This is a genomic window from Streptomyces aureus (assembly GCF_001418135.1).
In the GTDB taxonomy this organism is placed as follows: domain Bacteria; phylum Actinomycetota; class Actinomycetes; order Streptomycetales; family Streptomycetaceae; genus Streptomyces; species Streptomyces aureus_A.
On sequence record NZ_LIPQ01000243.1, the window covers coordinates 1 to 11,892 of the forward strand.

14 protein-coding genes are annotated in these 11,892 nt (G+C 72.2%); 8 read left to right on the forward strand and 6 right to left on the reverse strand.

The features are described from left to right. Positions 1–440, forward strand: a 440-nt coding sequence (locus AOK00_RS20560; protein WP_055601761.1) for a hypothetical protein, incomplete at its 5' end; no start/stop codon positions are given. 23 nt (positions 441–463) lie between these two features. Further along, complete coding sequence (locus AOK00_RS20565; protein WP_055601771.1) at positions 464–661, forward strand: hypothetical protein; 198 nt, start codon at positions 464–466, stop codon at positions 659–661. 93 nt (positions 662–754) lie between these two features. Here AOK00_RS20565 and AOK00_RS20570 read toward each other — a convergent pair whose 3' ends face one another. Then, positions 755–1,651 carry a polysaccharide deacetylase family protein gene (locus AOK00_RS20570; RefSeq protein WP_254047431.1) on the reverse strand — a complete coding sequence of 299 codons (897 nt, stop codon included), beginning with the start codon at positions 1,649–1,651 and terminating at the stop codon, positions 755–757. 26 nt (positions 1,652–1,677) lie between these two features. Further along, the gene (locus AOK00_RS20575) at positions 1,678–1,875 is read right to left on the reverse strand and encodes a hypothetical protein (RefSeq protein WP_055601762.1); all 198 of its coding nucleotides are present in this window, start codon (positions 1,873–1,875) and stop codon (positions 1,678–1,680) included. Positions 1,876–1,997: 122 nt separating this feature from the next. On the opposite strand from AOK00_RS20575, the gene AOK00_RS20580 reads away from it, so the two are divergent. Continuing rightward, positions 1,998–3,527 (forward strand): helix-turn-helix domain-containing protein, encoded by a 1,530-nt coding sequence (locus AOK00_RS20580; protein WP_055601763.1) that lies wholly within the window; start codon positions 1,998–2,000, stop codon positions 3,525–3,527. Here the strand turns inward: AOK00_RS20580 and AOK00_RS20585 are convergent. From AOK00_RS20585 to zapE, 4 genes are all read right to left on the reverse strand, one after another. After that, positions 3,513–4,385, reverse strand: coding sequence for a PPK2 family polyphosphate kinase (locus AOK00_RS20585; protein WP_055601773.1), 873 nt, complete (start codon positions 4,383–4,385; stop codon positions 3,513–3,515). The two genes, AOK00_RS20580 and AOK00_RS20585, sit on opposite strands and share 15 nt — an antisense overlap. A gap of 116 nt (positions 4,386–4,501) precedes the next feature. Further along, positions 4,502–5,875 carry an alkaline phosphatase PhoX gene (locus AOK00_RS20590; RefSeq protein WP_055601764.1) on the reverse strand — a complete coding sequence of 458 codons (1,374 nt, stop codon included), beginning with the start codon at positions 5,873–5,875 and terminating at the stop codon, positions 4,502–4,504. 134 nt (positions 5,876–6,009) lie between these two features. Continuing rightward, the gene (locus tag AOK00_RS20595) at positions 6,010–6,435 is read right to left on the reverse strand and encodes an OsmC family protein (protein ID WP_055601765.1); all 426 of its coding nucleotides are present in this window, start codon (positions 6,433–6,435) and stop codon (positions 6,010–6,012) included. A gap of 34 nt (positions 6,436–6,469) precedes the next feature. Beyond that, positions 6,470–7,555: a cell division protein ZapE gene (gene zapE, locus AOK00_RS20600; RefSeq protein WP_055601766.1), complete on the reverse strand. Its 1,086-nt coding sequence runs from the start codon at positions 7,553–7,555 to the stop codon at positions 6,470–6,472. Positions 7,556–7,591: 36 nt separating this feature from the next. Between zapE and AOK00_RS20605 the strand changes: the two genes are divergently transcribed. The 5 genes from AOK00_RS20605 to AOK00_RS20625 form a co-directional block, all read left to right on the forward strand. Further along, on the forward strand, positions 7,592–8,377 hold the full coding sequence (locus tag AOK00_RS20605; protein ID WP_055601767.1) for a pyrimidine reductase family protein: 786 nt from the start codon (positions 7,592–7,594) through the stop codon (positions 8,375–8,377). A 106-nt stretch (positions 8,378–8,483) separates the two neighbouring features. Next, on the forward strand, positions 8,484–8,966 hold the full coding sequence (locus AOK00_RS20610) for an indole-3-glycerol phosphate synthase (protein ID WP_079042099.1): 483 nt from the start codon (positions 8,484–8,486) through the stop codon (positions 8,964–8,966). 209 nt (positions 8,967–9,175) lie between these two features. Beyond that, complete coding sequence (gene murC, locus AOK00_RS20615; protein ID WP_055601769.1) at positions 9,176–10,567, forward strand: UDP-N-acetylmuramate--L-alanine ligase; 1,392 nt, start codon at positions 9,176–9,178, stop codon at positions 10,565–10,567. Positions 10,568–10,583: 16 nt separating this feature from the next. Next, the gene (gene msrB / locus AOK00_RS20620) at positions 10,584–10,991 is read left to right on the forward strand and encodes a peptide-methionine (R)-S-oxide reductase MsrB (protein ID WP_030322995.1); all 408 of its coding nucleotides are present in this window, start codon (positions 10,584–10,586) and stop codon (positions 10,989–10,991) included. 685 nt (positions 10,992–11,676) lie between these two features. Beyond that, positions 11,677–11,892: hypothetical protein (locus AOK00_RS20625; RefSeq protein WP_055601770.1), on the forward strand; the 216-nt coding region annotated here is incomplete at its 3' end.

The window sequence follows — 11,892 nt, forward strand, 5'->3', positions numbered from 1 at the left end:
GCCGCGAGATGCGCGCGGCCGGCCGGGGCCGCGCGCATCTCGCGGCGCTCGTCACCGGGACCGTCCTGCCCGCCCTCGTCGGCGTGGTGGCGGTCCTCGCGGTGACGGCTACCGGCGACCGGCGCGGTGTCACCGCGCCCGCCGCCGTGACCACGGGGCTCCTGGCGGCTCTGGCCTGCGCATTGACGGGTGCCGCGGTCGGCGCGCTGGCGTCCCGTCCCTTCGTCCGGGCCCCGGGCTGGTCCGTCGCGGCCCTGGTCCTGGGCTCGCTGCTCGCCCTGGTGACCACCGGCTCACCGGCGAAGCACGCGATGACCGCGCTGGTCACCGGCGCCCGCACGGCGACCGCCGACCCGCCGTGGCTCGCCTGCGGGGGCGCCGTGCTGCTCGCGGCGGTGTGCGCGGCCCTCGCGTGCGGGGCCACGGCCCGCCTGGAGTGAGTACGCTCGAAGACATGAACGACATGACCGAGTCCACCGAGTCCACGTCGTACTGCTTCACCCCGGAGCCCGTCCCGAAGCCCGAGCCGGCGACCGAGGGCCCCTTCGCCGCCTGTGTGCTGTGCCAGGAGCCGACCGAGTACCCGGAGTCCACGAAGGGCATCACCCTGTGCCCGGTCTGTGAGTGGCGGGAGGCGGAGCGCACGGCCTGCTCGGGCTAGGCCCTCCATCAGGTCATCCGCCCGCAGCCCGCCCCGCAGGCCGCAGCCCGCAGGCCGCAGTGCGTCCGCCCATCGCCTCAGCCGCCCGTCAGCTCAGCCGCCCATCAGCTCCGAGACCTTCACGAAGCGGTAGCCACGGGCCCGGAGTTCCGGGACGATGCGGCGGATCGCCTGCTCCGTGACCGGCGCCGCGCTGCGTGTGCAGTGCATGACCACCAGGGAGCCCGGCTTCACCCCGTCGAGGACCTGCTCGGCCACAGCGTCCGCGTCCTGAGCGAAGGCGTCGCCGCTGACCACGTCCCACTGGACCGCCGTCACCCCGGCCGGGGCGAGCGCGTGGAGGGCCGCGTCGTCGTAGCAGCCGCCGGGGAAGCGGAAGTACGGGACGACGTTCACCGCCCCGGCGTCGCGGAACGCGTCGAAGGCCCGCTGGACGTCGTCCGCCATGTCGGGCTTGGCGACGGTCGGGAGGCCGTAGCAGGGGGACGCGAAGGCGTAGTGGCTGTAGGAGTGGTTCGCGATCTCGAAGCGCGGGTCGCGGCCGATGGACTTCGCCTGGTCCGGGTACTCCTCCGCCCAGCGGCCCGTCATGAACACGGTCGCGTCCACCTTGAGCCGGCGCAGGGTCTCGATGAGCTGCGGATTGTCGAAACGCTCGCCCTGCGCGGCCCGGGGCCCCTGATCGGCCGTCATGTCGGCGTCGAAGGTGAGCGCGACGACCTTCTCCGCGCCCTTGCCCGCGCCCTTCGCCCGGTGCGTGTACACGGGGGTGAGGCCACCGGGCCCCGGAGCCATGGTGGGCGGTGCGGCGGGGACGCGCGCGGGCTTGGGGCCGGCCGCCGCGGCGCTCGCCCGGGGCGAAGGGCTGGTGCGGGCGGCCGGTTCCTTCGCCGACGGGGCCGGGGGCGTTTCGACGGCTTCCCGGCCGCAGCCGACGAGGACGGCGCCCAGAAGACCGAGCGCCGTCAGGTTCCGTACAGAAATGTTCACGATCGGAAGTTAACTGATCAAAGTGTCTAACGCTCGCGACTCGACAGCAGCAGCACCCGAGTCCACGCGCTGAGCTGACGCACCATCGCGTCGGCGTGCGCGGCCCGTTCCCGCCGGAAGGGGAGGACGAGCAGGGCGGGCACGAAGGCGAGCGTCACGAGGAGCAGGGGCAGGGTCGCCACGAGAACGATGAGGGCGCGCTGGGCCCAGCGGAGAGTACGCATCGGGTTCCTTGGGGTGGTGTCGGGTTCCGGAGGAGCGAGCCACCACCGTCGGGCCCGTCCGGTACGTTGCGAAAGCCGCAACCGTTGCCGGCGTCGCGGCAACGCCGAGGGGGAGGTGTGCGATGACCGAAGTCGCCCGTACGCAGGGGAGTTCGTCGGAGATCGAGCGTGGCGGGGTCGCCGAGGTTGCCGCCCTCGGCAACGTGTTGACGGGCCTCTTCAAGCGGCTGGGCATCACCCAGACCCAGTACGCCCACCGCGTCCACCTCGACAAGTCCGCCGTCTCCCGCTACCTGAGCGGCCGACGGCTGGCGCCCCAGGAGTTCGTCGACCGACTGGTGCGCGAGGTCGAGGACCACCTCGGCGCGCCCCTCCAGCTGGAGGCGAAGGAGGCCCTCAGGAACCAGCGCCTGGAGGCGCTGCGCGTCTGCAACCCGGACGAGTTCCAGCTGGAGAGCCTGCGGGGGGAGCTGGCCCGCTCCCGCCGGGACACCCGGCGCGCCGAGCGGAACATCGAGGCGCTGCAGACCCTCCTGGAGCGGAAGGAGGACGAGGTCCGTCGCCTCGCCGACGACCTCACACAGCTCCGCCTCGACTGGGGCGCCGAGCGCGCGGATCCCGCCCCCGCCTACGACCTGCTGCGCGAGGTCGCACGGCTCCGGCAGGACCTCCAGGACGCCGAACGTCTCCGCGCGGAGGCGGAACACCACGGCGCGGAGCTACGGGACCGGGTGCTGCGCCTGGAGGAGGAGCTGTCGCGGCGGAGCCCCGCGACCGGAGCCGTGCCCCTGGACGCGTTCCAGGCCCAGCTGGCCGGGCTGTGGGAGGAGGAGAACTTCCCCGAGGCGAGCCGCGAGCTGACGGAGGCGGCGTGGTCGCGGCCGCTGGGCGAACTGGTGCGGCTGCTGGGCTGGTTGAAGGAGGAGGTGGGGGTCGGCACGGCGGCGACGTTCGCCGCCGACGTCGCACGGCTGAGGCCGCTGGAGGACGTGCTGGAGTTCGCCCCGGAGGTGGCACGGCAGGGACGGAGCCGTATCCGGGACTCGTGGACGTCCGCGGTGGCCGCGCGGATCACCCCGCGCAACGCGGCCGCCGTCCATCAGGGGCTGCGGAACACCACGACCCCCTCCGGCCCCGAGGGCGACCGCGTGCTCGCCGAGGCGGTGTCCCGGATACGGAGTGACGCGGACGTGGTCTCGATCGTCAGCGCTGCTCTGTCCGGCACGGCGGCTCCGTTGCGGATGAGCCGGTTGGCGAGGACGCTGGCCCGGGGGCGCCCGACGGACCGGTTCGGGCTACGGCTCGCGGTCGGCCTCGCGGCGGCCGGAAGGCACGACATGGCGGCCCTCGTCCTCGGCGCGGGCCTGCGGGACGGTGGACCCCCCGAAGGGGACGACCTGAGGCTCGGCATCGCCGTCAGGGACCTCGGCGACTCGGACATCGAGCTTCTGTTCGATCTGGTGACCTGGCTCGACGACACGAGGCTCATGACCGCCTTCGCGCAGTGGCTGGACCATCCGCACGACGTGGCGTTGCGGGACCGGCTGTTCACCACGATGGCGCAGCAGGGAAGGCTGGGTCTGCTCGATGCGAGCCTGTCCCGGTCACTGGAGACGTCGCTCAGGCTCTGGCGCCGCTCACGTGGCCAGTAGCCGCCGCCGGCTCTCCGCCACGTCGAAGTTCCCCGGCGGGTACTTCGGGTCCAGCGCCTCCAGGTGTTCGAGGAGCAGTCTGCTGATCGCCCAGTTGCGGTACCACTTGCGGTCCGCGGGGACCAGGTACCAGGGGGCCTCGTCCGTCGTGCAGCGTCTCAGGGCGATCTCGTACGCCTCCTGGTACGCCGGCCACATGCCGCGTTCCTCGATGTCGCCCACGTTGAACTTCCAGTGTTTCTTCGGGTTGTCCAGACGTTGGAGGAGGCGGCTGCGCTGTTCCTCGTACGAGATGTGCAGGAAGACCTTGACGACCGTCACACCGTCGTCGGCGAGGGACCTCTCGAAGAGGTTGATCTCCTCGTACCGGCGGCTGAGCTGGGAGCGCGGGACCAGTTCCCGTACGCGGGCGATGAGCACGTCCTCGTAGTGGGAGCGGTCGAAGATGCCGATCTCGCCCGGATGCGGGAGGGCCTTCATGATCCGCCAGAGGAACGGGTGGTTCTGTTCTTCCGGCGTCGGGGCCTTGAAGGCGCGGATACGGCAGCCGGACGGGTTGAAGAGGCCGATGACGTGCTTGACGGTGCCGCCCTTGCCGCTGGTGTCCATCCCCTGGAGCACCAGGAGCACCCGCCGGCGGTCACCGGCGGTGCTCGCCGCGTACAGGCGTTCCTGCAGGTCCGCGAGGCGCGGCGCGAGGGCGGCGGTGGCGGCCAGACCGGCCGCCTTGTCTGCGGGGCCGCCCGGGGTCGCGGAGGCGTCGTACGTGGTGAGGTCGACGCGATCGCCCTCGGGGACGCGGAGCAGGTCCCGCAGGGACGTCTCCTGCGGCTTCCGCTTCTTCTCGCCGCCCCTCATGCCGTCCTTCCTCGCCACCTCGTGCTCCTTCCGCCGCGCCGCGCGTCCGTCCTCCCCCGATCGTGCGACGGAACCCGGCCGCCCGCGAGTGCGCGCGACCGGGCGCCGCCCTCAGCTCAGCACCACGGGCCCGTCACCGCGAACGTCGTCCCCGGCGTGTAGCAGTTGACGTACATGGTTCCCCGGTCCGGCGAGAAGGTGACGCCCGCGAACTCGCCCCACTCCGGCGCCTCGGGCGTGCCGATGTTCTGCGCGCCCCGGGCGAGCGCGTACACCTCGCCGCGCTCGCTCACCCCGAAGACGTGCTGCGCCCCCTCGCCGTCCTCGCAGACCATCAGGCCCCCGCTCGGCGCCAGACAGATGTTGTCCGGTGACTCGCCGGGGAGCTGGATGTCGGTGTCCGGGCCGAAGACGACGACGAGGGTGAGCCGGCGCCGGTGCGGCTCGTACTTCCAGACCTGGCCGAAGTGCGTCGCGCCGGAGCCGTCCTTCACGCGTGCGAAGGACGACACGAAGTACACGGCCCGGCCGCCCCAGTAGCAGCCCTCCAGCTTCTGGGCGTGCGTGATGCCCCGAGGGCCGAAGTCCTGGAGCCTGATGGGGGTTTCCACCGCCTGCGGGTCCGGTACGGGGACCCACTCGATCCCCTCGAAGCGGGTGCCGGCCTCCTGGATCACCGAGAGGTCGGCGACGCCCGGTACCCGCATGGCCTCCAGGGCGCCGCCCGCGCGCAGCGACCCCGTGCCGCCGAGCGGCCGGTGGGGGAGGAAGCGGTAGAAGAGGCCGAAGGGGCGCTCGAAGGCGTCCTCCGTCTCGTAGACGACGCCGCTCGTCGGGTCGACCGCGATCGCCTCGTGCTGGAAGCGGCCCATGGCGGTGAGCGGGACGGCGCCGGTGCGGTGCGGGTCGGCGCCGTCGACCTCGAAGATGAAGCCGTGGTCCTTGGTGTAGCCGTTCGTCCCGGCCTTGTCCTCGGTCTCCTCGCAGGTCAGCCAGGTACGCCAGGGGGTGGGCCCGCCCGCGCAGTTGACGGCGGTACCGGCGATGGCGACCCGCTCGCCGAGGACGTTGTTCCGGCCGTCGAGTTCCAGGGCCGTACAGCCGCCCTTGCCGGCCGGGTCGTAGGTCAGGCCCGGGACGGTCGGCACGCCGATCTTGCCGGTGACCCGGTTCTCGTGGTTGCGGACGAGGTGCACGCGGCCGCGACGGCCGGCGAAGGCGCTCATGCCGTCGGGGTTACTGGGGACGAGGCCCTCGCCGGAGCGGAGCGGATCCCCCTGCCGGGAGAGAACCTGGTAGCGGAAGCCTGCCGGGAGGTCGAGCAGACCCGCGGGGTCGGGGATCAGGGGGCCGTAGCCGGCCCGCCCCGTGTGGCCGCCGGTCGCGGCGCCGGCGCTGCCGGCGAAGAGTTCGGAGAGGGCGCCGGTGAAGGCGATCCCGGCGGCGGTGGCGCCGGTGCGGGACAGGATCTGACGTCGTGTTGCGGACATGAGGCAACCCACTTTCCTGTTGGCGGACAGGCGTGTGATGTGACGTGTGACCCGCATGTGTGTATCACGCCGTGTGGTGACACGTGAACATGCGGGCCACAAGTTCCTCATGTGGCACGTGAGGTGAGGTGGCGTCAGGCCAGCTCGGCCGTGAGGGTGATCGTCGTGCCCGTGAGCGCCTGGCTGACCGGGCAGTTCTTCTTCGCGTCCTCGGCGAGCGACTGGAACTGGTCCGCGTCCATGCCGGGCACCTCGCCGCGCACGGTGAGGTGGATGCCGGTGATGCCCTGGCCCGGCTGGAAGGTGACGTCGGCCTTGGTCTCCAGGCGGGCCGGCGGAGCGTCGGCCTTGGCCAGGATGTTGGAGAAGGCCATCGAGAAGCAGGAGGAGTGCGCGGCGGCGATGAGCTCCTCGGGGCTGGTCTTCCCGTTCGGCTCCTCGGTGCGGGCCGGCCAGGAGACGTCGTACGAGCCGAGACCGGAGGAGTCGAGGGTGACGACACCGGAACCCTTGAGGAGGTCGCCCTGCCAGACGGTGTGGGCGTGACGCACGGTGGCCATGGTGGATCCCTTTCGATCGGGTACGGCCACCAACCTACTGCGCGACCAGCCCCTTGGCGTCGCGGGCGAGCGCGGTGAGCCGCGAGATCGCCCGGAAGTACTTCTTGCGGTACCCGCCGTTCAGCATCTCGTCGCTGAACAGCCGGTCGAAGGGCAGTCCGGAGGCGAGGACGGGTATCTCGCGGTCGTAGAGCCGGTCGGCCAGGACGACGAGCCGGAGCGCCGTCGACTGGTCCGGGACGGGCTGGACGTCGGTGAGGCAGACCGCGGCGAGGTCGTCGGTGAGCGCGCCGTAGCGGCTCGGGTGAACCCTGGCCAGGTGTTCGAGCAGGTGCGGGAAGTCGTCGAGGGAGGCTCCCGGCGTGGCGTACGCGGTCGCCGTGACGACCTGGTCGGAGTACGGGGACGGAGCCTCGGGCAGCCCGCGGTGGCGGTAGTCCTCGCCGTCGATCCGCAGCGGCCGGAAGTGGGCCGAGAGGCCCTGGATCTCGCGCAGGAAGTCGGCGGCGGCGAAGCGGCCCTCGCCGAGCTTGCCGGGGAGCGTGTTGGAGGTGGCGGCGAGCGCCACACCCGATTCGACCAGCTTGCCGAGCAGGCTGGAGACGAGGACCGTGTCGCCCGGGTCGTCGAGCTCGAACTCGTCGATGCAGAGGAGACGGTGCTCGCTGAGGGTCTTCACGGTCTGCTGGAAGCCCAGCGCGCCGACCAGGTTGGTCAGCTCGACGAAGGTGCCGAACGCCTTCAGCGCGGGCTCGGCGGGGGTCGCGTGCCAGAGCGAGGCGAGCAGGTGGGTCTTGCCGACGCCGTACCCGCCGTCCAGGTAGACCCCGCGCGGCCCGGTGGGGGCGGCCGGCTTCCGGGCGAACCAGCGGCGCTTACCGGCGCCGGAGGCGTGCGCTCCGCCCAGGCCCTCGGCGAAGGAGCTCAGCGCCTTGACGGCGTCCGTCTGGCTGGGCTGGTTCGGGTCCGGGAGGTAGGTGTCGAACCGTACGGAGTCGAAGCGCGGCGGCGGCACCATCTCCGCGACGAGGCGGTCGGCGGGGACGTGGGGCTCTCGGGAGCAGAGCGAGAGCGGGGCCGCTGAGGTGGATGCGGCTTCTGAGGGGGCACGGGTCGACACAGTTCCCCACTGTAAGCGCCATGTCAGACTCGAAGGATGCGACGCCTGTTCCCTGTGACGGACATGACAGCCCACGAGACCGAGGCGGGAGCCGACCGGGAGTGGTCGTTCGACGAGCTCGCCGACGCCTACGCGTACCCGGAGCTTCCCGGGGGAGAGGGCGCCTGGCTGCGGGCCAACATGGTCTCCTCGCTCGACGGGGCGGGGCAGCACGACGGGCGTTCCCAGCCGCTCTCCTCCGAGACCGACATGCGGATCTTCGGCACCCTGCGGGCCCTCGCCGACGTGGTCGTCGTCGGTGCGGAAACGGTACGCCTGGAGGGTTACCGCCCCGCACGCGCGCGTGAGGCCTTCGCGGCCCGCCGTGCCGCCGCCGGACAGGGGCCGGCCCCGGTGATCGCCGTGGTCAGCGCCTCGCTGGAGCTGGACTTCTCGCTGCCGCTCTTCACCGAGCCGCTGGTGCCGACCCTGATCCTCACGGGGGCCGCCGCGCCCGCCGAGCGGGTGCGGGCCGCGCGGGAGGCGGGCGCCGAGGTGCTGGTGGCGGGCGACGGTGCCGGAGTGGAGCCGGTCCGCGCGAAGGCGGTGCTCGCGGAGCGCGGCCTCCGGCGGCAGCTGACCGAGGGCGGACCCCGGCTGCTCGGCCAGTTCGTGGCCGCGGAGGTCCTCGACGAGCTGTGTCTGACGGTCTCGCCGACGATGACGGCGGGTGACGCCCAGCGGATCGCCGGGGGCCCTCCGGTGGCCGTCCCGACACGCTTCGCCGTGGCTTCCCTGCTGGAGCGGGACGGCTTCCTCTTCACCCGCTACCGTCGGATCTGACAATCGGCGGAATTTGTCGTTCCGCTTACCGTCCGCTGGGCACACTTACTGTCGCAGACCCCGTGCGGGCACGGGGAAGGATGGTTTCCGCAGAAGGGCTCCTGAGGTGTTCACAAGCGTTCTGATGATCGAGAAGCCCCTGACGTCCGTCGACGTGGAATTCGTCACCACCCTGCACGGCGACGAGGGCGTGTCCTTCATCGTTCTGATGCAGCCGCGTGGTGACCAGGCCGATGTACTGCTGCGTGCCATCGACGACGTGGCCATGGGCGAACTGAAGGAAGCCGCCCGCGAGGGCGACGAACCGGAGGGCAAGGAGGCCAGGGGCCCCGCCGAGCTGGCCCTGGAGCACTCGCTCCGGGCGCTGAGAGGCGCCGGCTGCGAAGCGGTCGGCCAGGTCGTCGAGGACCACCCGCTCACCAAGATGAAGGCGGTGGTCGAGGAGTCGGAGGCGGACGAGGTGATCGTGCTGACCGCCCCGCACTACGTGGAGGAGTTCTTCCACCGCGACTGGGCCTCCCGGGCCCGCCACAAGGTGGGGGTCCCCGTCCTCAAGCTCTTCGCCCACAGCGAGGAAGCCGGCGAGTAGAAGCAGGCGGGCAACCGCTTGACCGAGTGACCGACGAGCCGGGCAGCCGTACGGTCGCCCGTGCCCGCGCCCCGTGCAGGGGGCGCGGGCACGGGCCCGGCACGGCGGGCACGCCACACACCGGGCCCCGCCGCTCCCGCCGGGCCCACCCGGCGGGAGCCACTAGGCTGGGGTCTTCCACGCACGACGCACCCCGGGGAGAGATCCGCATGGCACCCGCCATCCCTGCCGCCATGGAACGGCCGCACTTCATCGGCATCGGCGGTGCCGGAATGTCGGGCATCGCGAAGATCCTCGCCCAGCGCGGCGCCAAGGTCGCCGGCAGTGACGCCAAGGACTCCGCGACCGCCCAGTCGCTGCGCGCCCTCGGCGCCACCGTGCACATCGGGCACGCCGCCGAGCACCTCGCCGACGACGCCTCCGCCGTCGTCGTCTCCAGCGCCATCCGCGCCGACAACCCCGAGCTGGCCCGCGCCGCCGAGCTCGGCATCCCCGTCGTCCACCGCTCCGACGCGCTCGCCTCCCTCATGGACGGCCTGCGCGCCATCGCCGTCGCCGGTACGCACGGCAAGACGACGACCACCTCCATGCTGGCCGTCGCCCTCACCGAGCTCGGTCTCGACCCCTCGTACGCCATCGGCGGCGACCTCGCGGGTCCCGGTACCAACGCGCTGCACGGCGACGGCGACGTCTTCGTCGCCGAGGCCGACGAGAGCGACCGCAGCTTCCAGAAGTACGACCCCGAGGTCGCGATCGTCCTCAACGTCGAGCTGGACCACCACGCCAACTACGCCTCCATGGACGAGATCTACGAGTCCTTCGAGGCCTTCACGGCCAAGATCCGCCCCGGCGGCACCCTGGTGGTCGGCGAGCACGCGGGCGCCCGCGAGCTGGCCCGCCGGGTCGCGGACCGCGACGGTCTGAACATCGTCACGGTCGGTGAGACCGAGGACTCCGACGCCCGCATCCTGAAGATCGTCCCGAACGGGATGAAGAGCGAGGTGACGGTCGCCCTCGACGGCGTCGAGCACACCTTCACCGTCTCCGTACCCGGCCGCCACTACGCCCACAACGCCGCCGCGGCCCTCGCCGCCGGCGCCCGCGTCGGCATCGACCCGGCCGAGCTCGCCCAGGCCCTCACCGCCTACACCGGCGTCGGTCGCCGCCTCCAGCTCAAGGGCGAGGCGAAGGGCGTCCAGGTCATCGACTCGTACGCGCACCACCCCACCGAGATGACCGCCGACCTGGAGGCCATGCGGGGCGCCGCCGGGGCCTCCCGCCTCCTGGTCGTCTTCCAGCCGCACCTCTTCTCCCGCACCCAGGAACTGGGCAAGGAGATGGGCGACGCGCTGGCCCTCGCCGACGCGTCCGTCGTCCTCGACATCTACCCGGCCCGCGAGGACCCGATCCCGGGCATCACCAGCGAGCTGATCATCGCCGCCGCCCGGCAGGCGGGCGCCGACGTGACGCCCGTCCACGACAAGGCGACGGTGCCGCAGGTCGTGGCGGGAATGGCCGGACCCGGCGATCTCGTTCTCACCATGGGCGCGGGCGACGTCACGGACCTCGGCCCGCTGATCCTGGACCACCTGTCGAAGTAGCAGAGGGAGCGAGCTCATGGCGTACGACGTCGAGAAGCCGGACGAGCAGTGGCGTGCGGAGCTGACCCCGGCGGAGTACCAGGTGCTGCGCCAGGCGGGCACCGAGCCCGCGTTCCGCGGTGAGTACACGGACACCACCACCAAGGGCGTGTACTCCTGCCGGGCCTGCGGCGCGGAGCTGTTCACGTCGAACGAGAAGTTCGAGTCGCACTGCGGCTGGCCGTCCTTCTTCGACCCGAAGGACAGCTCCGCCGTCGAGCTGATCGAGGACCGCTCCCACGGCATGGTCCGCACCGAGGTCCGCTGCTCCCGCTGCGGCTCGCACCTGGGCCATGTCTTCGAGGGCGAGGGCTACCCCACCCCGACGGACCAGCGGTACTGCATCAACTCGATCTCGCTGCGGCTGGAGCCCGGCGAGGGCTGAACCCTCCCGGCGGTCCTTCACCAGGGCCGCCGGGGACGACGGCCGGCCGGTCCGCACCCCGGGTGAGGCGGACCGCGCGCCGGCTCCGTCCGTCCTGCACCGGCCAGGCGAGGAGAACCCGGTCGCCGCGCGAGCCGGGAGGCGAGGCGCGAGAGCGCCGGGTCGGTGCGGACGACGGCCGGGCCCAGTGCGTCGAGGGCCCGCGCGCCGGCCCCGTGACCGGCGCCGGCGCCAGAGCCCGGTTCCCGGCGCAAAGGGAGAGGCCGTCCAGGAAGGACAGCGTCTCGCCGTCTCCCACGAGCTCCCCGAAGTGAATCAGCCCGGCCGCACGCTGACGGCCCAACAGCTCGCCGTACTCGGGTGCGATCGGGGCGAGGGGTAGGGAGCCCGGTGCGCCGGGCCGCCCCAAGCGTTCTCCGAACCCCCGTCGCATCCCCGCCCCTCATGATCGTCCGGCTACCCGCCGGGGGCATCTCGGCAGAAGTCATGGTGGTGCGCGGGGATTTCCGGCTATTGCCGCACGTGCCCGGCCGACTGCGCGGCGTGGCCGTCGCGGGATCGTCTCGGCTGGTCGCCGCGCGGTCGTCGTGCTGTTGCGGCGGGGAACCTCGGACCCGTCGTCAGGCGTCCTCTGTGGTAGGACTGTTCCGGATTGCAAAGAGTCGTCGACGGGGGTGGGGGAATCGTGGCGGTCACGGTGCCGGGCTGGGCGGACACGCTGCTCGATCTGATCGGAGTGGCCTGGCCGAACGTCGACGAGGACGCGTATCGCGAGATGGCGGACGCGCTGCGGGAGTTCGCGGAGGACCTGGAGGACGACGGCCAGCTCGCGAACAACCACTTCGAGCGGCTGCTGTCCTCGGGGCAGGGCGAGTCGATGGACGCGCTCAACGAGCACTGG